The organism is Alcanivorax sp. NBRC 102024 (assembly GCF_001602235.1).
Taxonomy (GTDB): domain Bacteria; phylum Pseudomonadota; class Gammaproteobacteria; order Pseudomonadales; family Alcanivoracaceae; genus Alcanivorax.
Map to the genome: position 1 here is coordinate 193,363 of NZ_BDAS01000004.1, position 25,715 is coordinate 219,077.

At 57.1% G+C, this 25,715-nt stretch carries 20 protein-coding genes and 2 tRNA genes; 17 read left to right on the forward strand and 5 right to left on the reverse strand.

Annotated elements, in window-relative coordinates:
- Positions 1 to 112 precede the first annotated feature (112 nt).
- The 13 genes from A0251_RS08825 to A0251_RS08885 all read left to right on the forward strand — a co-directional run bounded on the left by A0251_RS08825 (position 113) and on the right by A0251_RS08885 (position 18,951).
- A tRNA-Val gene (locus A0251_RS08825) sits at positions 113 to 188 on the forward strand.
- A gap of 35 nt (positions 189 to 223) precedes the next feature.
- A tRNA-Asp gene (locus A0251_RS08830) sits at positions 224 to 300 on the forward strand.
- 603 nt (positions 301 to 903) lie between these two features.
- Complete coding sequence (locus tag A0251_RS08835; protein WP_062816489.1) at positions 904 to 2,280, forward strand: hypothetical protein; 1,377 nt, start codon at positions 904 to 906, stop codon at positions 2,278 to 2,280.
- A gap of 109 nt (positions 2,281 to 2,389) precedes the next feature.
- Positions 2,390 to 3,463, forward strand: coding sequence for a cyclic nucleotide-binding domain-containing protein (locus tag A0251_RS08840; protein ID WP_062816490.1), 1,074 nt, complete (start codon positions 2,390 to 2,392; stop codon positions 3,461 to 3,463).
- A 34-nt stretch (positions 3,464 to 3,497) separates the two neighbouring features.
- Positions 3,498 to 4,427: an NAD(+) kinase gene (locus tag A0251_RS08845; RefSeq protein WP_062816491.1), complete on the forward strand. Its 930-nt coding sequence runs from the start codon at positions 3,498 to 3,500 to the stop codon at positions 4,425 to 4,427.
- A 107-nt stretch (positions 4,428 to 4,534) separates the two neighbouring features.
- Positions 4,535 to 4,807: a YeaC family protein gene (locus tag A0251_RS08850; protein WP_062816492.1), complete on the forward strand. Its 273-nt coding sequence runs from the start codon at positions 4,535 to 4,537 to the stop codon at positions 4,805 to 4,807.
- A 258-nt stretch (positions 4,808 to 5,065) separates the two neighbouring features.
- The gene (locus A0251_RS08855; RefSeq protein ID WP_062816493.1) at positions 5,066 to 7,513 is read left to right on the forward strand and encodes an Ig-like domain-containing protein; all 2,448 of its coding nucleotides are present in this window, start codon (positions 5,066 to 5,068) and stop codon (positions 7,511 to 7,513) included.
- A gap of 105 nt (positions 7,514 to 7,618) precedes the next feature.
- On the forward strand, positions 7,619 to 10,231 hold the full coding sequence (pepN, locus tag A0251_RS08860) for an aminopeptidase N (protein WP_062816494.1): 2,613 nt from the start codon (positions 7,619 to 7,621) through the stop codon (positions 10,229 to 10,231).
- A gap of 330 nt (positions 10,232 to 10,561) precedes the next feature.
- Positions 10,562 to 12,565: a DUF1302 domain-containing protein gene (locus tag A0251_RS08865; protein ID WP_062816495.1), complete on the forward strand. Its 2,004-nt coding sequence runs from the start codon at positions 10,562 to 10,564 to the stop codon at positions 12,563 to 12,565.
- 45 nt (positions 12,566 to 12,610) lie between these two features.
- The gene (locus tag A0251_RS08870) at positions 12,611 to 14,017 is read left to right on the forward strand and encodes a DUF1329 domain-containing protein (protein WP_062816496.1); all 1,407 of its coding nucleotides are present in this window, start codon (positions 12,611 to 12,613) and stop codon (positions 14,015 to 14,017) included.
- A 116-nt stretch (positions 14,018 to 14,133) separates the two neighbouring features.
- Positions 14,134 to 15,225, forward strand: a complete 1,092-nt coding sequence (locus A0251_RS08875; RefSeq protein WP_062816497.1) for a YCF48-related protein — start codon at positions 14,134 to 14,136, stop codon at positions 15,223 to 15,225.
- Positions 15,226 to 15,235: 10 nt separating this feature from the next.
- Positions 15,236 to 17,617, forward strand: coding sequence for an RND family transporter (locus tag A0251_RS08880; protein ID WP_062816498.1), 2,382 nt, complete (start codon positions 15,236 to 15,238; stop codon positions 17,615 to 17,617).
- Positions 17,618 to 17,940: 323 nt separating this feature from the next.
- The gene (locus A0251_RS08885; protein WP_062816499.1) at positions 17,941 to 18,951 is read left to right on the forward strand and encodes a quinone-dependent dihydroorotate dehydrogenase; all 1,011 of its coding nucleotides are present in this window, start codon (positions 17,941 to 17,943) and stop codon (positions 18,949 to 18,951) included.
- Between the two features lie 91 nt (positions 18,952 to 19,042).
- Here the strand turns inward: A0251_RS08885 and rmf are convergent, their stop codons facing one another.
- Positions 19,043 to 19,249, reverse strand: a complete 207-nt coding sequence (gene rmf / locus A0251_RS08890; RefSeq protein ID WP_062816500.1) for a ribosome modulation factor — start codon at positions 19,247 to 19,249, stop codon at positions 19,043 to 19,045.
- Between the two features lie 252 nt (positions 19,250 to 19,501).
- On the opposite strand from rmf, the gene rlmKL reads away from it, so the two are divergent.
- Genes rlmKL through A0251_RS08905 form a run of 3 tightly spaced genes read left to right on the forward strand, consistent with a single transcriptional unit; the run spans position 19,502 to position 22,187 of the window.
- A complete protein-coding gene (rlmKL, locus tag A0251_RS08895) occupies positions 19,502 to 21,613 on the forward strand; it encodes a bifunctional 23S rRNA (guanine(2069)-N(7))-methyltransferase RlmK/23S rRNA (guanine(2445)-N(2))-methyltransferase RlmL (RefSeq protein ID WP_062816501.1) in 2,112 nt (703 codons plus the stop codon).
- Positions 21,613 to 21,837, forward strand: a complete 225-nt coding sequence (locus tag A0251_RS08900; protein WP_062816502.1) for a glutaredoxin family protein — start codon at positions 21,613 to 21,615, stop codon at positions 21,835 to 21,837. The genes rlmKL and A0251_RS08900 overlap by 1 nt, the downstream gene beginning before the upstream one ends.
- A 44-nt stretch (positions 21,838 to 21,881) precedes the next feature.
- A complete protein-coding gene (locus tag A0251_RS08905; protein WP_062816503.1) occupies positions 21,882 to 22,187 on the forward strand; it encodes a DUF6482 family protein in 306 nt (101 codons plus the stop codon).
- Between the two features lie 98 nt (positions 22,188 to 22,285).
- On the opposite strand, the gene A0251_RS08910 is transcribed toward A0251_RS08905, so the two are convergent.
- The 3 genes from A0251_RS08910 to lexA are packed head-to-tail and all read right to left on the reverse strand — an operon-like array spanning position 22,286 to position 24,117.
- Complete coding sequence (locus A0251_RS08910) at positions 22,286 to 23,107, reverse strand: TatD family hydrolase (protein ID WP_062816504.1); 822 nt, start codon at positions 23,105 to 23,107, stop codon at positions 22,286 to 22,288.
- Positions 23,055 to 23,471 carry a DUF1499 domain-containing protein gene (locus A0251_RS08915; protein ID WP_062816505.1) on the reverse strand — a complete coding sequence of 139 codons (417 nt, stop codon included), beginning with the start codon at positions 23,469 to 23,471 and terminating at the stop codon, positions 23,055 to 23,057. Before A0251_RS08915 ends, A0251_RS08910 begins: the two co-directional genes overlap by 53 nt.
- Positions 23,472 to 23,502: 31 nt before the next feature.
- Positions 23,503 to 24,117, reverse strand: coding sequence for a transcriptional repressor LexA (gene lexA, locus A0251_RS08920; RefSeq protein ID WP_062816506.1), 615 nt, complete (start codon positions 24,115 to 24,117; stop codon positions 23,503 to 23,505).
- 316 nt (positions 24,118 to 24,433) lie between these two features.
- Here lexA and A0251_RS08925 point away from each other — a divergent pair, with 316 nt between their 5' ends.
- The gene (locus A0251_RS08925; RefSeq protein WP_062816507.1) at positions 24,434 to 25,084 is read left to right on the forward strand and encodes a cyclic nucleotide-binding domain-containing protein; all 651 of its coding nucleotides are present in this window, start codon (positions 24,434 to 24,436) and stop codon (positions 25,082 to 25,084) included.
- A 152-nt stretch (positions 25,085 to 25,236) separates the two neighbouring features.
- Here the strand turns inward: A0251_RS08925 and A0251_RS08930 are convergent, their stop codons facing one another.
- Positions 25,237 to 25,683 (reverse strand): universal stress protein, encoded by a 447-nt coding sequence (locus A0251_RS08930; RefSeq protein ID WP_062816508.1) that lies wholly within the window; start codon positions 25,681 to 25,683, stop codon positions 25,237 to 25,239.
- Positions 25,684 to 25,715 lie beyond the last annotated feature (32 nt).

Below are 25,715 nucleotides of genomic sequence, written 5' to 3' on the forward strand. Positions count from 1 at the left end.
CCAAGATTTAGCCGTTCCGACCATTTTCTAGGCAAACGGACTTTTTTCTGCAAAAAGCCGTTGACACCCCGGGCCCAATCCCTAAAATGGCGCCCACTTCGCAACGCGATGCGGGTGGTTAGCTCAGCTGGGAGAGCATCTGCCTTACAAGCAGAGGGTCGGCGGTTCGATCCCGTCACCACCCACCAAGTTTCAAGAGTAAAGAGTTCCGAAAGGAATAGCTGGAGCGGTAGTTCAGTTGGTTAGAATACCGGCCTGTCACGCCGGGGGTCGCGGGTTCGAGTCCCGTCCGCTCCGCCACTATTCAAGCATTAAAGGCTCCCATAGATGGGGGCCTTTTTTGTTTCTGCCTTCTCGTCCACGCCGCCACCGACGCCTGACAAAGCGTAAGCGCTGACCCGGTATATCCGGTATCCGTCCATTTTTCATGAACTTGTCACTGAATCCCTGTCTAATTTCAGGTCCACAACACTGAAAAGACGAAAGGAGGACAAGCCAATGGAAGACTATCTGGAAGAGCGCCTTGAAGAGAAGCAGCTCATGGAATGCCTGGAGGAGTGGCTGGAAGAAGACAGCTGGGTCGATGACGGAGAGGAGCTCTGATTCCTTTCCGTTCAGCCCTTCTCCGGTTCCCCTCGCATTCCTCCCCGCCGAACACCTGATACCGACTTTTTTCCTGGCAACGTGACGCCGTTAGTGGCGCTGGCTCAATGCTTTCCTGCAAGCTGGCAGCGGCTTTGCCTATGCTTTTTTTTTACTGCCATTCAGGTCACACTCTTTTGTGAGGGGCTGACTATAATTGGCAGCACCCTGATTTTTGCCAGTGTTTTCCGGGACTGCAGGCAGTGACGCCGTGGCAGGTCAGTGGCCAACTACAATAATTCTCAAGGTAAGGAAGGACACATGCCTCTATCCTCCGTGACGTCCGAAGCGATTTTGTTTTTTGATCACCGGGGCATTACGAAAAGTATGCTGTACGCGGATTTTGAGGCGATCCTGGATGGCATGGTGGGTGTGCCCGAATTTGCCGACAAGGAAGTCCGCGGAGCGTATTGTCTGGTCAATGGCCAGCTACGCGTGCGCTCTCTGGTGCTTTTCACCATCGATTTTGATGAAGATGGCATGGCGGATGCGACCTGGAATGTGCCATTGCGTCACCTTGCTGAGCACGCCGGGCAAGGGCCGGATATGGGCGCCGGGCCGATCCGTTTGGCCTGTCGTAGTCAGTGCCCAGTGGCCTGGCACCAGGATCAGATGTGGGACCCGGGCATGAAGCCGGGGGCCAATGATTTTATTGCTATTCGTGACACCATTCGGGAGCGTGGTCCGAAGCTGGGTCTTGAGATCGATGACGAGCTGGATTCCATGCCGGCCACGCCGCCGCCGGTGATTGGTGCCGAGACGAAGGCGCCCACCATTGCCCCGGATCAAAGTGAAAGCCGGAAAGAGGCCGACGAAGAACGGGTTCGCTTGGCCCGAATTATCAAGGAGCTGCGCCTGCGGGTGCAGACGCTGGAGAATTCCCACTCCGAAGAGGTGGGGAAATTGCGTTATGCCGCCCAGCAGAAGGAAGAGATCCTGAATGCCCAGCTGGAAAAAGTCATGGGCCAGTTCAAAACCCTCAAATCCCAGAATGTGGCCCTTCGCGAGCAAAACGATTCACTGAAAGCCCAGGTGATTTCCCTGACCCAGAGCCTTGAGGAGCAGAGCCAGCAAAGCCAGTCCCAGGGGAGTGAGCTGGAGGTGCTGACTGAGCAGTACAAGCTGGCTTTGGAGCAGCGCATCGAGGAAGAGCGTGCCAAGCTTTCCGAGCAGATCCACGCCAAGGAAATGGATGTGCTGACCCGGGATGATCTGATCAGTCAGCTCAAGCAGGAGCTTGGTGAGCTCAAGCGGAACCGGGTCAAAGAGGCCAGTACCGGGGCCCAGAAGGTGCTGGAGAAACTGGAGAGCCTGGGGTTGAGCTTTATTGCCTTTCACCCTGGGGCGGGACATATCTCGATTTCCGCCGACCAGATCGGCAGTTATATGGAAAATCCGGTGGCCTTTGCGGCGCGTAAGTGCCTGGTTACCGAAGACCACTATCGGGCCTGGCTGGCTCACTACGAAAACCCGGTCTGCCAGGTCCCGGTGGGTGCCGATCAGCAAGCCTGTGGCAAGCGTGTGATCCGGGTGGAAGTGCCCAATCAGTTCAAGCCCGGGGTTTCTGACTGCAATGCCAATCGTTGCCCCAATTGCCGGAATGATTCCGCCATCGACAATGTGTTGCGCTTTCGCTGATACCGGAATGTGAACCAGTGCCATTTCCATGAAAAATGGTAGGTTTTTTGCATTCTCTACGCTGAAAGTATGGTGTTGTCTTCAGAACAAGAATCCGGGAGCGGCTGTTATGGCACAGGAATCCATTGATAAAAGCCTTTTGCAGACCTTTGTGCCAGTGAATGCGCTGTCCGGGGACCAGCTGGACTGGTTGCTGGACCAGCAGGAAGTGTGTCGCTTTGCGTCAGGAGATGCCCTTTTTTCGCAGGGCGACAAGGACAACACCACGATTTACTTGCTAAGCGGCAAGGTCGAGCTGACCGATGAAGCGGGGCAGACACGGATTGTCAGTGCCGGGGATACGGCATCCTGGCACCCGTTGGAGCATGCGCAGCCTCGTCGCAGTACGGCCCGGGCATTGACTGAGGTCAGTGTGGTTCGCTTTGACAGCTTTCGGCTGGATACCATTCTTTCCTGGGACCAGTCGGCGGGGTATGTGATTCTCGATATCAATGCCAACTCTGCGTATCAGAATGATCGCGAGTGGATGATCCGGCTGCTCAAGTCCAAGCTGTTTCACCGGGTTCCCCCCAGCAACATCCTGGAAATCTTCCGTCGCCTTAAAGCCCATCGTCACAAGCAGGGTGAGGTCATCATCCGCCAGGGGGAGGCCGCAGACTGCTGTTATATCCTCAAAGAGGGGGTTTGCGAGGTGGCCATCAGCATGGGTGACGGTGCTCCGACACCGGTTGCCATGCTGGAGGAGGGGCAGTGGTTCGGCGAAGAGGCGCTGCTTTCCGGCAAGCCCCGCAATGCTACGGTGACCATGGCCACCGACGGGGTGCTGATGAAGCTGGAACGCCAGGACTTTGATGCCCTGCTGCGCGAGCCGATTATCAACACCATGCCGGCGGAAAATGTGCTGGGTGCTGCGGAAAAAGGTGCCTGGTGGCTTGATGTGCGCACCAGCGATGAATTTGACCAGGAGCACCTGGTCGGCGCCACCAATATGCCGCTGAATGTGCTGCGGCTGAAATCCCGCCTGCTGGATCCCAGCAAGACCTATATTGCCTACTGCGATACCGGTCGACGTAGCGCCACGGCGGCTTTTCTGTTAAAAAACGCCGGCTTGGACGTAATCGTTCTGGATGGCGGCTTGAATGCCAATGCTGCTAACCTGAGCGAGTACCTGACACAGGGGTAATTGCTCACCGGATGGCGGGCGAGCCCTCCACCGGATGCAGCTTCGGCTGCCCAGGATTAGTGTGGCGCAAGAGACTTTTAGCAACAAATTCCGCAATATCGGCCTGATAGCCCGTTCAGAAAGCGAACAGGCGCTGTATTCCCTGCGCCAGTTGATCCATTTCCTCAATGGGCGGGACTGTACCGTTATCCTCGACAAGAACATCGCCGGCAGCCTGCCAGAAATGGGGCTGCAGGCGGCATCTGCCACGCAGATGGGGGAAGCCTGTGATCTGGTGATTGTGGTCGGGGGCGATGGCAGCCTGCTGGGCGCCGCCCGTACTCTGGCCCGTTTTGATGTGCCGGTGCTGGGCGTTAACCGTGGTCACCTGGGGTTTCTCACTGACATCCTTCCCTCTGAAATCGAAAGCCGGGTAGGGCAGGTGCTGGATGGTGAGTACACCACCGAAAAGCGGTTCCTGCTGGATCTGGAAGTTCGCCGCGGCAAGACCGTGGTGGGTGAGGGCTGCGCCCTGAATGATATCGTGCTGCTGTCCGGTGACAGTGTGCATATGATCGACTTCGAGCTGATGATCGACGGCCATTTTGTCTATGGCCAGCGGTCTGATGGTCTGATCATCTCCACACCCACCGGTTCCACGGCCTATGCGCTGTCCGGCGGGGGGCCCATCATGCATCCAAAGCTGGATGCCATGGTAATGGTGCCGCTCAATCCCCATACCCTTACCAGCCGGCCGCTGGTGGTGGCCGGAGACAGCGAGATCAAGATCCATATCACCACCGAAAAGGTCCGCCCGCTGGTCAGCTGTGATGGCACCGCCGGGATTCGTCTGCAGGTGGACGATGTGATTGCGATCCGCAAGAAGCCTCACCGTCTGCACCTGATTCACCCGCCGGGACACGATTTCTACCAGGCCTGTCGTTCCAAGCTGGGCTGGAGTACCCGCCCCGGTGACAGCAGTTGAAAATCAGGGAAGCGTTAGACTGATAAGGCTGCACCGTACCCAGTTGGAGTCATGCTTGCATGGCGACTCTGTCCGAGATGCAGCTGCAGCGTAAATGAGTGATCGATATGACCTACCAGAGCTTTGATGAACTGATTGCCGCCATGACCCCGGAGGTCTGCGACAACATGCGGCGCGCCATCGAAACCGGCAAATGGGCAGATGGGCGGCCGCTGACTCGTGAGCAGCGTGAAACCTGTCTGCAGGCGGTCATCGCCTGGGAAGCCCGCAACCTGCCAGAGGAGCAGCGCACTGGCTACATGGAGCAGCAGTGCAAGAGTGAAGGAGAGGCGCAGGAGGAGCAGCCGGTGATCCTGCGAGCCCCGGATCGACTGCAATAGCCCTGCTAGCGCCCCCCTCAAAGGCGATGACTGGCTGGTCGTCGCCTGGATACCGCCTGTCGGACTACCGTCCTTCTTTTCCCGTCAAAGACCGTTGGTGCTCTCCTTAACATACTGTATTCTTCCTAGGTGACAACTCCGTTGTGTAGCGTAGCCGACGCAGACTCGGCACACGCGGAAGATGTCTTTCTGGGTGCGTTATGGGAGATAGCGGCGCAATCAGAAATAAAAAAGATAACAAATGGTTTGGGAGAACCCATGCATATCTACAAGAAAGTACTGCCTGCGGCAGTGGCCCTGGCACTGGCGGCCTGTGGTGGCGGCAGTGATACCGTTCCTGATCAGAGTGAGGGTGCCGTTTCCCTTGATGACCTCGGCACCTATGCACGTTTTAATCCGGCGGTCTCTGATTTGCCCCTCAATACCGACTTACTGTTTGCGGCGGCGGCTACCAGCGACGGTACTGCTAACACTGGCGGCAGCAACCCGGTATCGACTGCTATCAGATCGCTGGATGGGTTCTCTACGAACGCTTCCTTTGATGTTGGCTTTGCTGGTGGAAGCTTGGATGCAGGGAGTCTTTGTACGCTTCTTGATCAAGCTATGATGCAGTGCGCACAGCCAAATGTTTTCTTGGTTCCTCTGGTAACTAATGGAGATGCGCTGGATCTGAAGAATGTGGTTGCGCCTGATGCTGATGCTCTAGCTGAAACAGCGATTAGCGCTAGTGTCGTCTCGCTAGCCAATGGTGATGGCAATACGCTGCGTATTACTCCTCTAAACCCGCTTTTGCCTGCAACCAAGTACCTTGTATTTATTACAAACGGCGTGAAGGATGTTGATGGTAATCCTGTTAGTCCCTCCTTCCAATACAATTTGCTGAGAACGGCAGATGATGCTACTGCGGCGACTTTCGCTGCGAGCTTGCAATCTATCCGTACGGCAATAGGCGGCTGGGAATCACTGGCGGCAGCAGTGTTAACGGGAGATCCGACATCGCAGGCAGCGAAAGACAGTATTGCCATTTCTTTTACCTTTACCACGACTGATCCAGTAGCACCGTTGTTGGCAAATGCCGCATCTAATGCGGCCATTGTGCAGGCTCAGAGGCAGACTTTTGGTGTAGATGCGGTTTCAGCTGTACAGAATCTCGGAGCCATTCTCATGGAGGGCGTGACTTTGAATTCGCCTCAGCCAAGGAATGTTTCGGTATCGCCGGCTGGTGTGGATGCCAATGTTCTGACAGAAGGCGCTCTTGCTGAGGGTGTGGTTTCGTTGTACTTCGGCTCAATGGATCTTCCGTATTACCTTCGGACGCCGGAGACAACGGTTTCAGGGAATTACAAACTAGATAGCTGGCAGGCAGATCAAGAGCTTGGGGCGGCACTACTTCCCAAAGTAAAAGCGAGTCTTCCTGAGGAGGTGGCTGAGACTCTTCCTGAGCAGTTGCCTTTGCCTGATGTGGATAAGTCCACGTTCAATGTTACGTATCGCTATCCCTTTGCAAAACAAGCAAGTGTGGAGTCTGTTCCTTTGCAGGTTACTCTCCCTGACCCTGCCTACGAGGTCGCGCCGGGTGTGACTTGTGCTGCCGCGAAGCCTGATGGTTTGCCTGTGGCAATGTATGTGCATGGCATCGGCAGTGACCGCACTTCTGTAGTGGCGCTTGCACATAGCTTGGCAAAAGCCTGTGTGGCAACAGTGGCGATTGATTTGCCTTTGCACGGTGGACGTGCTTTTGAAGAAGGTAACGCGGCACTCAATTTCATAAACCTGGGCGTGTTGACGAATACTCGTGACAACCTCCGGCAGAGTGTAATGGATTTGCTAAATCTTAATGCCAGTCTTGCTAACATTGATGCGGAACTTGAAGCGGGAGAGTTGGTTGGACTTGATACCAGCGATGTGAAAGTGGTCGGTGTGTCTCTAGGCGGTATTGTGGGAACGACCTATGCCACAGTGAACCAGTTGGCGATTGCTGCGGATGGGAAGTTGGCAAAAGATGCAGCTAACCCGGCATTGGCAAGCAAGCTAAATCCTTTGAGTGGTCTTGTGGTATCTGCTGCCGGCGGGCAATTGACTCAGGTGTTGATCAATTCCGAAGCATTGGGGCCCAGCATCCAGGCTGGACTTGCGGCAGGCGGCATCGAGGCAGGCAGTTCTGATTTCGAGAAATTTCTGTATGTTGCACAAAGTACAGTGGATTCTGGAGACCCTGTCAATTTTGCAGAAACTCTTGCTGGTGCTGAAGAATGCGATCTCGAAAAGGCCGGAGCAGGCCACTATCCAAGTATTCTGAAGTGTGCTGAATTGACGGTGCCTGTGCTGGTGCAGCAGATCGTTGGTGGCGGAGTCGCGGGTGACGGCAAGGACTATACTGCGGATAAGGTGGTGCCCAATGGCGTTGCAACGGCACCTCTGGCAGGCACTACTCCGTTAGCCCGCCTACTAGCTGCTGTTCAGGTGGGCCCAGGCCCAGGGGCTGAAGACCTGACGACCATGAACGCGCTGGTGAACCTGACAATCGGCCACCATGCCTCCCTGCTGCGCCCCAATGAGGCGGATGGGGTCGACCCTGTTAGCGGTGAGCTTTTGGCGACAGGTGAACTGCAAACTGAAGTGGTTAGTTTTGTAGCAGATCCCTCTGCAACGGCTGTTGGTACGGCTGGTGAAGGGGCTGCGTCGAATTTTATCCAAGCCCCATAACATTCAACTATCTCTGAAAACGACAACACCCCGCTTCTGCGGGGTGTTGTCGTTTAGGGCAAGTGTCTAATATGGGCAGCATCAGAAACGCAGCAGGAGTCATGCATGGAAACCGCGCATAGTGCAGTTAAGACCACCCGGTTGGAGGAATATCAGCCTCCCGTCTATCTTGTGGAAGAGGTGGTTCTGGATGTGGATATCCATGATGGCGTGACAACAGTCACCAGCCGTTTGTCTCTGAAGCATAATCCGGCGTCTACTGTTCCGGCAGGTGAAATGCGCTTCAATGGCGAGGGGCTTGCCCTGCGCGCTTTGAGCCTGGATGGGGTTGCGCTGGATGATGGTCAGTACGAGTACAGCGACAATGAATTGATTGTCAGGGGGTTGCCTGAACATTGCCAACTGACGTCGATCGTAGAGATCCAGCCTGAAAAGAATACCGCCCTCGACGGTCTCTACCGCTCCAACGGCATGTACTGCACCCAGTGTGAAGCGGAAGGCTTTCGCCGCATCACCTTTTTTCCGGATCGCCCGGATGTGCTGGCCCGCTTTACGACCACGGTTCGCGCCGACAAGAAGCGCTACCCGCTGCTGCTATCCAACGGCAACCCGGTCGCGCAAGGAGAAGAGGGGGATCGCCACTGGGTGATCTGGGAGGATCCCTTCCCGAAACCCTGCTATTTATTTGCCCTGGTAGCCGGCGACCTGGCCTGCCTGGAAGACAGCTATACCACCGGTTCCGGTCGCCGGGTATCGCTACGCCTTTATGCGGAGCACCGTGATCTGGACAAGCTGGACCACGCCATGCTGTCCCTGAAAAATGCCATGCGCTGGGATGAAGAGACCTACGGGCGTGAGTACGACCTGGATATCTATATGATCGTGGCAGTCAGCCACTTCAATATGGGGGCCATGGAAAACAAGGGCCTCAATATTTTCAATACGTCCTGTGTGTTGGCGCACCCGTCCACGACCACCGATGCGGGGTTCCAGCGAGTGGAATCCGTGGTGGCCCACGAGTACTTCCATAACTGGTCCGGCAACCGGGTTACCTGCAGAGACTGGTTTCAGCTCAGCCTCAAGGAGGGGTTCACCGTCTTCCGCGACCAGCAGTTCTCTGCGGACATGAACTCCGCCGCCGTGCAACGGGTGGAGAATGTGGATTTTCTCGTTAACCATCAGTTCCCGGAAGATCAGGGGCCCATGGCCCATCCCGTACGCCCGGCGGAATACCAGAAAATTGATAACTTCTACACGCTGACGATCTATGAAAAGGGTGCCGAAATTGTCCGTATGCAGTACCACCTGTTAGGGCCCGAAGACTTTCGTCGTGCGACAGATCGTTATTTCGATCGTTTCGATGGTCAAGCCGTCACCTGTGATGACTTCGTTGCCTGCATGGAGGAGATCTCCGGCCGGGATCTGACCCAGTTCAAGCGCTGGTACAGTCAGGCCGGCACCCCGATTCTGACAGTGACGGACAAGCTGGAAAATGGGCGCTACCAGCTGACCTTCCGTCAGCATACGCCCCCGACACCGGGACAGGCGGAGAAGCAGCCGTTGATGATTCCAGTCCGTCTGGCCTTGCTGGACGAAGCCGGTGAGCCCTTGCCACTGGATGAGGCCGGCAATCGGGAGAAGGTCATTATCATCGACGGGGAAGAGCAGACCTTCAGCGTTGATGCCACAGGGCCGGTCACACCGTCCTTGCTGCGGGGTTTTTCAGCGCCGGTGGTGCTGGACTACGCCTTCGATCATGGCCAGTTGTCTCGCTTGCTGGCCCACGACAGTGATGGCTACTGCCGCTGGAGCGCCGCCCAGCGGCTCTATTTCTCTGCCCTGGATCGTCTGGTCACGGGGGAGGGGACCGCCGGGGCCGAAGCGCAATTGCTGGTGCCGGTATTGGAACAGGTGATTGCCCGGGCCGATGAGGATCCGGCCCAGGCGGCCCTGCTGTTGTCACTGCCTGGTGAAGTGGCCCTGGGGGACCGTCATACCCCCCTGGATCCGGGCAGCGTGCATGTGGCTCACCATGCCATGAAGCAGGCACTGGGCAAGGCATTGCAGGATCACTGGCTGTCCCTGGCGGAAAACCTGATTGCGACCGAGCTGGAAATGGATGGCCGTGCCATGGGGCGGCGTCAGTTGCGCAACCTGGCGCTGGATTACCTGGCGGCGTCCGGCCACCCGGAAGCGCAACGCCTGGCGGTCGAATTGTTCGAGCTGCCCTTGTGCATGACTGAAGAGCTGGCGGCATTGCGTGTGCTGGTGCATTACAACCTGGCTGGTGCAGATCAAGCGCTGGCCCAGTTTGCAGAACGCTGGGCCGATGAGGCTCTGGTGATGGACCAGTGGTTTGCGGTTCAGGCCTCCATCCCGGGGCCTGCCAGTCTGTCCACAATAGAGGCGCTAATGGCGCACCCTGCTTTTGACTGGACCGTCCCGAATCGCGTACGCGCCCTGGTGGGCACCCTGGCGAATGGTAATCCGTCGGCTTTCCATTCTGCTGACGGGGAGGGGTACCGATTGTTTGCGGCGGTTCTGACCCGACTCGACGGGATTAACCCCCAGATCGCAGCCCGCCTGGCCAACGCTGCCGCGCGTCTGCCAAAGCTCGAACCCGGGCGTCGTGGCCAGCTGGCATCTGCCCTGGAGGCGGTGAAAAAGCAGGCCTCAGACAATCTGAGCGAGGTCCTTGGGCGGATACTCACGGCCTGATTGACGTGGTACTTGTACAAGGCGGAATCGTGAGACGTTGCCGCGGCACTTTGCAAGCCACCCGCCAACGTGGGGTATCAGGCCGTGGCCCTGGTTACGTTGATGCCTCAGGCTGATTAGGGCTTGGCTGGGGGCGCACAAAAGTAGTGACTGGCTGGTCGTTAAATGTACACTGAAGGGGGATTTCTTTTTGGTCCCGATATGTAAGAATTAAGACTTAGTCTGGGTAGGGGTGTGCATCGGAGAGAATGATGGGACCGATGACACAACGGGAGAAGCCGTTACCCGGGCAAGAACAATAAAGCCATGCATGGCAATTCGGAGAGCTACATGAATAATAATCCCCTGCGCAAAACCAGGTTAGCGATGGCTGTTGCTGGTGCTGCAGCCCTTACCAGCTTGTCAATTCCTGCCTCAGCGGTTCAGCTGCAATTCGATAACCCGGATTGGTCCGGTCGACTGGATACCGCCTTGTCTGTCGGTGCGCTGTTCCGTACAGAAGGGCAGGACCGGATGTTGGCGGCTAACGGTGAAGTGGTGGACATGACCCTCAATGGCTATGGTTCACAGATCAACAAAAACGATGCCAATAACAATTATGACACCGGGTTGGCATCCCTAGTTTATAAGATTACCCCAGAGTTGGACCTGAGCTGGCAGGGCCGTTACGGCATGTTTCTGAGGGCCACGGCGTTCTATGATCAGCAGATCATGGGCGGCGGTCATGATGGCGGGGCGCTGGTAGAATCAGGGCCCAATTTTCCGAGTGGGTTTACTCGCTACGCGACATACTCGGATTATGCCAATAACGGCATTGGTGATGATTTTACCCGTGATGCCGAGCGTTACGCCGGCCAGCGGGCTCGCATGCTGGACGCCTACGTTTGGGGCAGTTTCGATCTGTTCGATAAGCCCTTGAATGTACGTCTGGGTCAGCAGGTGATCAACTGGGGTGAGGCCCTGTTCATGCAGGGTGGCGTGAATACCGCTAACTATTTCGATCTCAACGCGTTGCGGTTGCCGGGTTCCGAAATCAAGGAAGCCTTGTTGCCGCTGGACAGCTTGTACTTTTCTTACGGGCTTACGTTTAATGCCACCTTGGAAGCGTTCTACCAGTTCGAGTGGAAAAACTCTGAAGATGCACCGGTCGGTACCTATTTCTCCACCCACGATGCCTTTCCGGGGAAAGGTGCAGACAATGTGATCATTGATGGTCGGGTTGTTGCGCTCGGGGCTGGCGCTCCGGGGCTGGAAAATGCCTTCAAAGCCTATACTGATGGGGCCTATGGTGCCAATTATGGTTATGAAGACACTCAGGTAACTGTAAACCGGATTCGGGATAAGGAAGCGAAGGATAATGGGCAGTTTGGTTTGGCCTATCGCTATTTTGCTGAAGGCCTGAATGGTACTGAATTCGCGCTTTATTACACCCGTACCCATGCCCGTACCCCTGTTGTTGGCTCTCGAATTAACAATATCAATACTGCAGGATCTGCCGACCCTGTAGCGGTTGCCAGAACTATCGATACCACCGAATACCAGATGGCCTATGTGGAAGAGCAGGACATGTTCGGTGCTAGCTTCAACACCAGCCTTGGTACCATGTCCCTGGCGGGTGAAGTGGCTTATCGACCCAAGCGAGCGATCATCAATGAGGTCGGTGATAACCTGATCCAGAACTTGGCGCGGGTAGCGGCAAACGGTACGCCTAAAATCGAAAACTTCACCCAGCATTGTGTTAGAGCGGAGTTAGGTGGAAGTTGTTTGGCTGGTGATACAGATGTTGTTCCTGGCTCTCTATATTACTTTTATGATGAAGTAGAAAGTTATAATGGTTCTCTGGTCAGCATTTTCAATTTCGGCCCAACCTGGGGCACTGACGGACTGGTAGCGCTCGTGGAGTTGGGTGTGGAGCACGTTGAAGGACTAGAAAGTTCGGGCCTTTACTACAACTCAACAGCGGCCATTCTTGGTACAGAGGCTGATATCCTGAATGGAAACGGTGACGGGGTCGTCGAAGATAGCGAAACTGATGATTATGGATTAGATAAAACATCCTGGGGTTACCGCGCAGTTCTGAGAGCGAACTACAACAATATTTTTGCCGGTATTTCCATGGCGCCGAGCATTCGCGTCGCCCACGACGTGAGTGGCAATTCGCCCATTGGCGGCAACTTCATGGAAGACCGTAAGGCCGCCACTCTGGGGCTGGATTTTGTGTACCTGAACAACCTGGAAGTGGGCATGTCTGCCACCAGCTTCTGGGGCGCCAAATATTCCAACAAACTGGCCGACCGGAACAACGCTTCGGTTTCTGTTAAGTACTCGTTTTAATTTTTTCCGGGCCGGGATTCCGGCCCGTTTATTCGGAGAGCAATCATGTTGAAGAAATTGACCGCCATGGGCAGCGCGCTGGCGCTGTCACTGAGCGTCGCGGCCAATGTGCAGGCTGCCGTGTCCGCGCAAGAAGCGGCAAAGCTGGGTAAATCCCTGACTCCGTTCGGGGCTGACGTCAAAGGCAACGGTAAAGCCGTTTCCACTGGCCTTGGCATTCCCGACTGGACCGGTGGTATCCAGAAAAAGGATATCCCCAAGGAATACACCCGTCCCGGCCAGCACCACCCGGACCCTTTCAAGAATGACAAGGTAGTATTCACCATCACCGCCCAGAACCTGTCGCAGTATGCAGACAAGGTGCCTGAGGGTGTGCAGGGTATGCTGAAAACCTACCCGGATACTTTCAAACTCAATGTTTATCCAAGCCGCCGCTCCACCTCCGCGCCGCAATGGGTTTATGACAATACCAAAAGCAACGCGACCAAGGCTTCACTGGCAGAGACCGGCGTTAACAATGCCTTTGGCGGGATCCCGTTCCCGATCCTGAGTGGCAGCAACGAAGACAAGGCGCTGCAGGCGATCTGGAACCATATCCTGCGCTGGCGCGGGCTGTACGTGGTCCGTCGTGCTTCGGAAGTGGCGGTACAGCGTAATGGTGCCTACTCCCTGATTACTTCCCAGCAGGAAGTCTACTTCCGTTACTACGATCCCAAGTACAACTTCGACAGCCTGGACAACATCATTTTCTACTACCTGTCCTTCACCAAGGCGCCGGCACGTCTGGCCGGTGGTGCGGTACTGGTTCACGAAATGCTTGACCAGAAGAAAATGCCTCGTCAGGCCTGGGGTTATAACGCCGGCCAGCGTCGTGTCCGTCGTGCGCCCAACCTGGCCTATGATACGCCCATTGCGGCGGCTGACGGCCTGCGGACTGCCGATGACACCGACATGTATAACGGTGCGCCGGACAAGTACAACTGGAAGCTGGTTCACGAAAAGCCGGTAGAAATGTTCATCCCCTACAACAACTACAAGATGGACAGCCCGGACGTGAAATACGAAACCCTGCTGCAACAGGGCCACGTGAATTCAGACTACCAGCGTTGGGAGCTGCACCGTGTATGGGTCGTGGAAGCGAACCTGAAGGAAGGTGAGCGCCATATCTACGAGAAGCGTCGCTTCTACATTGATGCGGATTCCTGGCAGATCGCCGCCATCGACCAGTATGACCGTCGTGATGAGCTGTGGCGTGTCAGCCTTGCCTACATCAAGAACTACTACGAAGTGCCGACCCAGTGGACCGCTCTGGATACCTTCCACGATCTGCGGGCCCAGCGCTACCACGTTCAGTTCCTGGATAACGAAGAGCCGTCCATCCTGGATTACAGCCAGCCGGTACCGGATGATCGCTACTTCCATCCGGCCGCTCTGCGCCGCCGTGGACGTTAATGACAAGAAAAGGCTGACCGTTTAGCGGCAGCACTGGCAACGCGACCGGGACGCCCATGGCCCCCGGTCGTTTTGCACTCGGCTCGACCAACGAGCCTTCGGGAAGAGATGGGACAATGAGAAAAACACTTTTGCTGGCTACCGCAGCCATGCTGTCTGCCCCTTTGCAGGCACAGTTTATCGACAACAAATCGCCGTTGGTGACTGCCAATAACTATCTGGACCTGGCTGATGCCGGTGGCCGGATTGTGGCGGTGGGTGACCGTGGCAAGATTCTTTACTCCGATGATCAGGGGGGGCACTGGCAGGCGGCCAGGACGCCTGAAGAAGTCCTCCTGACAGCGGTCTGTTTCGCTGACGCCCGCAACGGCTGGGCTGTCGGCCACGATGCCGTGGTGCTTGGCACCCGCGATGGCGGGGAAAGCTGGACACTGCAATACAGCGATCCGCTGGGCGGCAGTGTCGACAGTGACACCGTGGATGAAGAGCTGGACGATCTGTCCATGGACGATATCTATGGTGACCCCTACGAAGACGACGCCTACGGCGACGACCTTTACAGTGACGATCCCTACGAGGAGACCGCAGCGGCCCCGGTTGATACTTCCGGTGCGCCGCTGCTGGATGTGCACTGCGAAAGCCGGGACAAGGCTGTGGCGGTCGGGGGGTATGGGTATTACCTGGAGACCTCAAATGGAGGGGATACCTGGAACAAGCGCAGCAATGCGCTGAGCAACAATGATGGCTGGCACCTTTACGGCTATGCGGCAGCGCCGGCGAGCAGCGACCGTTATCTGGTTGGTGAAAAAGGCGTCATCTTTCGTTCCGCGGACAAGGGCGAGAATTGGGAAGCGTTGAGCAGTCCCTATGACGGAACCCTGTTCGGAGCGACCCCGATTTCCGACTATCAGGTGCTGGTTTACGGCCTGCAAGGCAATGTGTGGTTAACCGCCAATCGTGGCAGCAGCTGGGTCAAGGTGCCCAGCAAACTGACCCGTGGTGTGAATGATGGCACGGTGCTGGAGGACGGCACGGTGGTGCTGGTCACCAATGCCGGCGGCATTCTCACCAGCCATGATGGTGGTCAAACCTTCTCCCTGCGGTTCCTTCCGGACCGTGAATCCATCTCCGCAGTCTTGCCCAGGAAAAAGGGCGGCGTTGTGATCGCCGGCCAGGGTGGGGTGCGTGTGATTGAAGACGTGAAATAAGGGGCACAGCATGTCAGGTCGTATTTCCAAAACCATTGCCAACGGGCTGTTCTCCATCCGTCCCGTCGTCCTGCTGCTGTTCGTGGCAGCGACTGTCTTTCTGGGCCTGCAGGCCAGCAAGATTCAGCTTAATACCGATATCCGGAAAATGGTCCCGTTGGGCCACCCCTATATTCAGAACTTCCTGGAACACAAGGATGATATGAGTCTGGGCAACGATATCCGTGTGATCGTTGCCGAAACGCAAAGCGACGATATCTTCAATGCCCAGTACATGACCGCCCTGAAGGAAATCACCGACGAGGTGTTTGCCCTTGATGGCGTGGACCCGAGCAAGATCAGTTCGCTCTGGACCAGCAATGTGCGCTGGAACGAGGTAACGGAGCAGGGCTTTCAGGGCGGTGAAGTGATTCCCGCTGGCTACGATGGCAGCGAGGCCAGCCTGGAAGATCTGCGCACCAATGTTCTGCGTTCGGGCCAGGTGGGCCGATTGGTCGCGGATAATTTCCAGTCCAGCGTAGTGCATGCGCATTTGCTGGATGCCCTGGGCGAGAACGGTGTGGATATTCCTGCCTTGTCCGCCCGTCTGGAAGAGATCCGCCAGACCTATCAGGACAAGTATCCCAATGTACGCATTCATATTGTCGGTCTGGCCAAGAAAGCCGGCGATGTGATGGCTGCGGCTGAAGAAGTGGCCATGTTCTTCTTCTTCACCCTCGCGCTGATCGCAGTATTGCTGCTGATTGATACCCGCTGTTTGCGCAGTGCGGTAACGGTGACAGTGTGCTCTTTCGTGGCGGTGATCTGGCAGCTCGGTATTGTCAGCACCCTGGGGTTCACCATTGATCCCTACTCGATGCTGGTGCCGTTCCTGGTGTTTGCCATTGCGGTGTCCCATGGGGTGCAGATCGTCAACACCCTGGCCAACTATGCGGCCGAAGGGCAGACCCCGCTGGACGCTGCGCGGAATACCTTCCAGTCACTGTATGTGCCCGGCATGGTGGCGCTGGTGTCCGATGCCATCGGGTTCCTGACGCTCTATATCATTGATGTGGGTGTGATCCGCGAACTGGCCATGGCCGCCAGTATCGGTGTGGCGGTGATCATTATCACCAATCTGCTGGTGGTGCCGACGGTATTGTCCTACCTGGGAGTGAGCGGTGCGGCTGTTCGCAAGATCCAGGCAGGCGAGAAGAAAGAGCATCCGCTGGCCGGATTGTTTGCCCGGTTTACCCGCAAACCACTGGCGGCGATTTCTATTGTGATTGCGGTGGCCGGTTACGGTGTCGGCATCTACATGAGCCAGGACCTGAAAATCGGTGACCTGGACAAGGGTGCGCCGGAACTCTGGCCGGACCCGTGCGAAGACATGGACTGCCCGCGTGGCTATGAGCCCAAGCCCCGGTACCGGTATAACCATGACGTGAACTTCCTGGTATCCAACTATTCCGTCAGTGCCGATGTGTTGGTGGTGATGGGGAAAACGCCGGTGGAGTCCTGTAACACTTACCCGGCCATGGAGACCGTGGACGATCTGTCCTGGACATTGCGGAGCGTGGAGGGTGTGCAGGATGTGGTCAGCATTGCCTCAGCCACCAAGCTGATCGCCACCAACATGAATGAGGGCTCCTTGAAATGGGCCACCATTTCCCGGGATCAGTATGCCCTGAACAACGTGATGAGCTTCATGCCGGACAGCCTCTACAATCTGGACTGTTCTCTGGCGCCGGTCTATGTGTTCCTGGATGATCACAAGGCGGAAACCCTGGATCGCGTTACCGCTGCGGTGGCGGATTTTGCCGAAAAACGCAATAACGAAGAGGTCATCGAGTTCAAGCTGGCTTCCGGCAACGCCGGTGTGGAAGCTGCCACTAACCAGACCATCGAGGCCAACCAGTATCCCATGCTGGCGCTGGTGTATGCGGTGGTATCCATTCTGGTGCTGATTGCTTTCCGTTCCATCCGTGCGGTGATCTGTATCATTGTGCCGTTGGGTCTCACGTCCATTCTTTGTCAGGCGCTCATGGCGCATCTGGGCATCGGGGTGAAAGTGGCCACGCTGCCGGTGATCGCCCTGGGTGTGGGTATCGGTGTGGATTACGGCATCTATATCTACAGCAAGCTGGCCCACTACCTGAAACAGGGTATGGACCTGGAATCGGCTTACCGAGAAACCCTCAAGACCACCGGCAAGGCAGTGGCCTTCACCGGGATTACCCTGGCAGTGGGCGTGATCTTCTGGGCTTTCAGTTCCATCAAGTTCCAGGCGGATATGGGCATTCTGCTCACCTTCATGTTCCTGTGGAATATGATCGGGGCCCTCTGGCTGTTACCTGCATTGGGCGCCTTCCTACTCAAGCCTGATGCGGCCCGCGCTCGTCAGAAAAGCTAACTGACGCGCTGGTTTCGTTGGTTATTTTCAAGCCCGGCTTCGCCGGGCTTTTTTTGTTTTTTTTGGGGACTGCCCGCAGGGTGGCCGGGATTATCCGGGGCCGACAGGGCTTTTTGAAAAGCTCTGGAGCAAGCTGCGCCACGGTATCCTCGCCGGGTCCCGGTTCGCATGTCGCAGATCCTCCTTAGGGGGGAGCATGACTCCTATGGGTAGACGATTCCATGACGCCTGACCCTGGGCAGAGCCGCTGTCCGACACAAAGCATCGAAGTGCCTGGGTAGCTTGGCTATAATGCCCGCCATTATCACAATCCGGGTTATCCCATGCTGTACTCCCTTGCTCGCCCCTTGCTGTTTTCCCTGTCTGAAGAACATGCCCACGAGTTGACTCTGGCCATGCTGCGCAAGCGGACTGGCAAGTTGTGGCCGGGCAGTGTGTCTGCCTCTCCCAGGGAGGTGATGGGCATTGAATTCCCCAATCCGGTGGGGCTGGCGGCGGGCCTGGACAAGAATGGTGACTGCATCGATGGCCTGGCCGATCTGGGTTTTGGCTTTATCGAGGTGGGTACGGTGACACCACGTCCGCAGTCGGGTAACCCCCAGCCTCGTTTATTTCGCCTGCCCAAGGCACAGGCGCTGATCAACAGAATGGGTTTCAACAACCTTGGTGTGGATTATCTGGTGGGTGCGGTGAAACAGAGCCGCTACAAGGGCGTGCTGGGTATCAATATCGGCAAGAACAAGGACACGCCGGTGGAAGACGCGGTCCAGGATTACCTGATCTGTCAGCAGAAGGTGCATGCCTACGCGTCCTATCTGGTGGTGAACGTCTCTTCTCCCAACACTCCGGGCCTGCGCAGCCTGCAGCACGGGGATGCCCTCAATGAGCTGCTCGGCACGCTGCGCGAGGCCCAGAGCCGTCTGGATCAGCAGCATCGCCGCCGTGTCCCGCTGGTGATCAAGATCGCACCGGACAACACTGACGAAGAGCTGCAGGCCATGGCGGAAGCCTTTGTTCAGCACGGTATCGATGGTGTCTGTGTAGGCAACACCACTCTGTCCCGTGAAGGGGTCGAAGGGCTGCCCAAAGGGAATGAGCAGGGAGGCCTCAGTGGTGCCCCCTTGACGCCTGTTGCCAACCGGGCGCTTGCCTCCATGAGCCAGGCGCTGAAAGGCCGAATTCCGATTATCGGCGTGGGCGGCATCAATAGTGCCGCCGATGCACTGGAGAAGCAGCGTCTGGGAGCCGATCTGGTTCAGATCTACAGTGGTCTGATTTATCAGGGGCCGGGCTTGATTGGTGATATCGCCCGCGCTTGGCCCAGGGCTGTCTGAGATAGAGGCCAGCAATTAAAAAGGGCCCGGGAGGGGCCCTGTGAGTCGGCGCGTGACACGCCGGCGCGGTGTTGAACTGTTAAGTCAGGTGTTAGCCGATATTTTTCAGATTCTGGATACTGGAGACCCCCAGCATTCCTTGTGCGAAATCGGTGCGACCTTCGCGCCAGCCGCCCATCCAGTTAGTACGTGCACTGAGGGTGCCAAACGGGCATTCCTCACGAGATTTTCCATCCAGGCCGGCGTTGTATCCCCGGCTGTAGGCGCGGTCGTCTTTGTTTCGTTTTTGTCGCTTCATAGACGCTTTCCCTTTCACAGATAGCGGTATTGACAATGACCCCTGGCAGAGAACAAGGCCAGTTATCGGGGTCGACCAATTCAGTATGGGAAACCGTTGGGGTGGTGTCGAATATCATGTAGCAATATGGTTCGTGCTTGTTAAGCATATGACGTATAAAGGGCAGCTTGATGACAGTTTGTGTAACGCATTGAAAGATATAACGTTAATTTTTTCGTTGCGCATAAAACAGTCACTTACGAGGTATCAGTAATGGAATTTGTGGCCACCAGCATGCCCGGCATTGCCGAGTTGCTGGCCGATGAACTGTCGTCACTGGGGATATCGGTAACAGAAACCGGTCGCGCCCATGTGGCGTTTAGCGGCGGGACTGCGGATGCCCTGCGGGTCTGCCTGTGGTCACGGCTTGCCGAGCGGGTGTTGTTGTCCCTGGGAACCCTGGGGGTCTCTCCCGATATTGCCCCGGAAAAGCTGGCTGCCAGCCAGGACTGGCTGGCGCTGGTGGGCAATGATGCGCCACTGCATATCCACCTGGAACACGGGGTGGGAGTGCGTGGGGATAACCGAATCAGTACCAAGCGCTTTATTCAGGCGTTACCGCCACAGTTCACCATTTCCCGGGATGCCCGGGGCAGTTGCTGTATCCGTGCCCGGCTGGACCCTTACCAGGCACATCTGTGGCTGGATCTGGCTGGCGATCCCTTGCACCGCCGCGGTTACCGGCTGGCCGGGGGACGGGCGCCGCTACGGGAAACCCTGGCCGCGGCCATGCTGTGGGCGTCAGGCTGGCGTCATGGCAGTCATCCGGCGGCCCTGATGGATCCTTTCTGTGGTTCCGGCACCCTGCTCATCGAAGCGGCGCAAATCGCCGCTGGCTGGGCTGCCGGCGCCCAGCGCAAACAGTACGGTTTTCAGCAGTGGCGGGGTTGCCGTCGTCAGCTCTGGCAGGAGGCAATGGCGGAGGCGGCCGATAGCGTCCGTCAGCCGCTTCCCGAAATGTCCCTGAAGGGTTTCGATGTGGATGGCCGCGCTATCCAGCTGGCCCAGCAGAATGCGGAGCGGGCAGGGGTGCGTCAGGCGATTCACTTCGAGCGCCGTGAACTGGGGGCCCTGCGTCCCCGGGATTTTGCCGATCAAGGGCTGCTGGTGGCCAACCCGCCCTGGGGCGAACGCCTGGATGAACAGCAGCAGGCCGGCTGGCTGCATTTCGCGCTGGGACGATTGCTGGCCAGGCTGGCGCCGAACTGGCAGGCGGTGTTGCTGGGAGCCGATGCGGAAGTCATGGACCGCTCCGGCATGGATCTGCAGGGCCAGTGGCGACTGAAGAACGGACCGTTCAATAATTTCATCCGTCTGTATCACTCTCGCCAGCCGGCGCCGGTGGAGGTGGTGACCATTGCTGAGTCATCCGCCTTTGACGTACCGGAAGGGGCGCAGCCCCTGGTAAACCGTCTTCGCAAGAATGGCAAACATCTGCGCCGCTGGCTGGAGCGCGAGGATATCCAGTGTTATCGCCTCTACGACCGGGACTTACCGGAGTTCAATGTGGCGGTGGATATCTATGGTGACCAGGTACTGGTTCAGGAATTCAAAGCGCCGAAAACCGTGGACCCGGAAAAGGCCAAGCAACGCCGGGATCTGGCGGTAACCGCAGTCCGCGCCGCCCTGGGTGTGCACCGTGAGCAGGTGCATCTGCGCACCCGGGAGCGCCAGAAAGGCAACCAGCAATATCAGAAACTGGATGGCCAGGGCCGTTACCGGCTGGTGCGCGAAGGGCAGGCACAACTGTTGATCAACCTGCAGGACTATCTGGATACGGGTCTTTTCCTTGACCATCGACCGACACGACTGAAGATTGCCGAGGAAGCCAGCGGTAAGCGCTTTCTCAATCTGTTTGCCTACACCGGCTCGGCGACCGTGCACGCCGCGGTGGGAGGCGCCAAACGCACCGTCACGGTGGATGCCTCAAAACGTTATCTGGAGTGGGCAGCCTGCAATCTGGCGGCCAACGGTTTCTCCACTGACCAGCATGAGCTGGTGCGAGCCGACACCATGCGGTGGCTGGACGAATGTCAGGAACAGTTTGATCTGGTGTTCTGTGATCCGCCGACCTTTTCCAACAACAAGTCACGCAGCGACTTCGTGGTGGAAGAGCATCACGGTGAGCTGATCCGCAAGATCATGCGCCGGCTGGAGCCGGGCGGGGTGTTGTATTTTTCCTGCAACTATCGGCGGTTTGAACTCGACCCGAGTATCAGCAAGTGGTATCAGGTAGACGATATTACCCGCTGGAGCATCCCGGAGGACTTCCGCCGGAATGACAGGATTCATGTCTGCTATGCCATTCGGCATGTGGAGGACTGATGAGTGTAGTGCTTTACACCACGGTGGGCTGCCATCTCTGTGAACAGGCCCGGGAGCTGGTGTCCACGGTGGCACCGGATATCACGCTGACGCTGGTTGATGTGGCTGAGGATGATGAGTTGCTGGCGCGATACGGTGAACGCATTCCCGTGTTGATGAAGGAGGGACGGGAGCTGGGTTGGCCTTTTGGTCTGCTGGATGTGCAGCAATTTCTGGCAGGTTGAGTGATTGATGCGGGCTTCACAGCCGTGGAGCCATTATTGCTCATATGGAAACCATCAGCCCGAAGAAACTGCACAAGCGCAAAGCCGATGAGGTTGAGATCTTCTCAGCCTGCCTGTCCGTCTGTACCGTCAAGGTGCGTTTCGGTGAAACCTGGTACTGGGTGGCCGACGACAGTGGCAAGATCATGCGCTTTAATGGCCCTGAGCACGCCAACAACCAGCTCCAGACCCTGGTCACCAGCACGGCGCATTTGCTCCATCATTCCGCCCATGCGGAAATGGTCGGGCAGCCGGAAGGCGAGGTGATACCGCCCCTGCGGGTGCGTTTTCACTGGCGAAGCCAGACCTGATCGGTTGGTGCCTTGCTTGCAAGGCGAGGGCTTGGTGCAGTTCCCTCCCTCGGGAAGCTTCGGTTTGCGAGCAAAGCTCCAACGGGGTCTGGTTTCGCTTATCTGAACAGCGCTCGCGCGTTTTCACTCGTCATGCCCGCCACCCGGGCCACATCTTGCCCCCGCAAACTCGCCACCCGTTTACCGATCCAGGGCAGCAATGAAGGCTCATTGCGTCGCTTCTTCGGGGGCGGCTCCGGTAGATCCCGCGGCAGCAGATAGGGGGCATCGGTTTCCAGCAACAGTCGGTTATCCGGAATATTGTGCACCAGCTCTGCCAGTGGTTTCCCGCGGCGTTCATCACAAATCCAGCCGGTAATGCCGATATGGCAATCCAGGTCCAGATAATCGAAAAGTGCCTCGCGGGAACCGGTAAAGCAATGCACTACGGCACCCACAAGGTGATCCCGATAGGCTTTCAGGATGGGCGCAAAGCGTTCATGGGCATCACGTTCATGGAGAAACACCGGTAGCTTATGCTCCACTGCCAGTGCCAGCTGGGCCTCAAAGGCGTGCTCCTGGTCGGAACGCGGGGAAAAGTCTCGATTGAAGTCCAGCCCCATCTCGCCGGCGGCTTTTACGCTCTGCTGTCCCAGTAGTTCACGCAGTTCCTTTTCCAGCGCCGGCGAGTAGAAGCGGGCGCTATGGGGGTGCAGGCCGGCAGTGGCAAACAAATCGTCGTGTTGGCTTGCCAGCGCTATGGCCTGGCGGGATTCTTCCACATTGGTACCGGTGAGCAATTGCCAGGTCACCCCGGCGGAGCGGGCGCGTGCCAGTACCTGGTCCCGATCGTCCTGGAATTGCTTGTCGGTCAGGTTGACGCCGATATCAGCCCAATGAACGGGAGCCGTGTTGAGGGTAGAGTTGTGAGGTGCTGTCATCAGGGGCCTGCTCCGCCAGTTGTTCGCGCAGGGATTCTACCCGACGACGGTTGGCACCTAAATCCCAGTAACCCACCCGGGATGCGGACCGTACTTCTACCATGCCATCTTCACGGACATAAAAAGTCACATCATCCACGAAGCGAAGCAGGCGACTGGAGAAGCGGGCCTGAATGCGGGACTGACCGACCACGTCGAATTCAACCCGGGGTAACTGGCGTAACAGTGCCTGCAGGCGGGCCATGCTTGCCTGGCGGGTTTGTGCGACCTTCAGCGGAGCGACCCGGCGGTCCTCATCGGTTGCCAGGCTGGACACGCAGTTGGGCGAATCCGGGCAAGGGGCGAGAAGATTCGTATCGGACATGGCGACGGCACTCATCAATAGCAGAACGGCACTAGTAAGAATTCGGATCACGGATTAGCCCCACAAAAATACCCTCGATGATCAACTGATCCGCCGGCACCTTGATGGGCTCATACGCCTCATTGGCCGGTAGCAGGGTAGCGCTGGATTTATTCAACTTTAGGGTCTTCACTGTGACTTCTTCGTCAATGCGGGCTACCACGATTTCGCCGGAGCGGGCCACGTTGGATTTACGTACGGCAATCAGGTCGCCATCGAAAATGCCGGCCTCGATCATGCTGTCGCCCTGTACCTTCAACAGGTAGGTTGGCCGTTGTTTGAACAGCCCCTGGGGGACGGGAACCGTGCGCTCCACGTTCTCGATTGCCTCGATGGGAACGCCGGCAGCGACCTTGCCCACCACCGGCAGTTCTTCTTCCGACCAGAACGCATTATCGAGTAGCTGAATCCCGCGGGAGCGGTCGCTGTGGAGTTTGATAAAGCCCTTGCGTTCCAGTGCTCTCAGGTGGTCAGAGGCGGCATTTTTGGACTGAAAGCCCATGATGTCGGCAATTTCCGCACGCGTCGGAGCCATACCGGTATCGGCGATACATTCGCGGATACAATCCAGTACCTGTTGCTGGCGATCGGTGAGTTTGCTGCTCATAACCTTCTCCATGTTTCCCGCAGGATTTCGGTTCCATGCCGGGGCGCCAATGGCGCTTCTGGCTGACCAGGCTGTCAGTCGAGGCTGACAGCCGGTGCTACAAAACCGATGCTAGCACAGGTACTGATAATATGAACAGTGCTATTTGAACAGTTGTCCGGGTCGGTTTTTCGACCGTTGAGGGAGGATATCGTTGTCCTATGGGAGCGCTGGCACTAGCATATTGAAGGGAGCTTCTGAGCGGTTGCGTGTCCTTCCGGATTCGCCCTGCAGCCGGAGTCTCCGATAATAATTCCATCAGACCTGGGGATAGTAGATGGAGCAGGCCAATAATAATGATTTCGGCCAACAACGGACTCGGCAACTGTTATCCGGTGTCCCGTTTTTCAATGAAATTGCCCGTGACGACCAGCATGAATTCGCGCATCTGGAGCGCAATACGCGCCTGTGGGTGGCAGGTTCCGGTGACACGGTGATTCGTGCCGGGGATGTGGATTCCACCTTGTATTTCCTGTTGCGGGGGCAACTGGAAGTGCTCTCGGAGCATGCCGGCGACACGCCACTTTATTACGTTTCTCCCGGTGAAGTCTTCGGCACCCTTTCCATGCTGCTGGGCACGCCGCGCAGCGCCACTATCAAGGTGGCGGAGAATGCCCGCGAAGCCGTGCTGGCAAGCCTGGACTTCAATCAGTTCAACGAGGATGACGGTCCTTATTCACTGGCGACGCGGCTGGCCTTTTTCCACATGATCGTTCATCACATCCGTTGGACGCTGGAAGTCAAAAGAATGCAGTCTCCGGATCACGAGCTGGTCCAGTCCATGCGCAAACTCCCGGTGTTTCACGGCGAGAAAGGCAGCCGGGAAGAACTGGCGGCTCTCAAGGTTCAGGCCCAGGGGCTGGCAGAATTGCTGTGTCGCTGGAATGAAGAAGGCCCGGAAGGGACGGGGGCGTTGCAGCTCACTTGAGGGCAATTAATAGTTAATAATGAATAATTAATAACGTCGCGGAATGAGTTATCTGTGCTGCAACGCAAGAGGCCGCGCCTATACTATGGGCGCGGCCTCTTTGCTTTCGTATTCCTCAAGCATCCAACCGCGAAACTATTCATTATTAACTATTAATTGCCTTTCTGATCCACCTTCACCGCCAGCACATCACAATGCGCCCCCGGCACCAGTCCCCGGGCGGTGGAGCCCAGTAGCAGGGCCAGGCCGCTGCGGGTGTGGCTGCCGACCACGATCAGGTCGGCGTGCAGCTTGTCAGCCTGGTCGAGAATGGTCTTCTCAATGGAGCCCAGCTCCACATGAACATTGTCGGCGGGAATCTGATAGCGGCTGGCATAGGTGTCAGCGGTCTCGCGGGCCTGTTGCATCAGGCCGCTCTGCAGGTCGGTCACATCCATGGGCACATCGGCACCGTAGGCCAGGGCCAGGGGCTCGATCACATGGATCAGATGCAGTTCACCGTCGTTGCCGGAGAGGACCCCGGCGGCACGGGATAGCACCTGTGCAGACTCATCACTGCAATCAATGGCGACCAGAATTCGGCGGTAGGGGCTCGGCACGGTTCTCTCCCTGAGACGGTGACTTTTCTGCA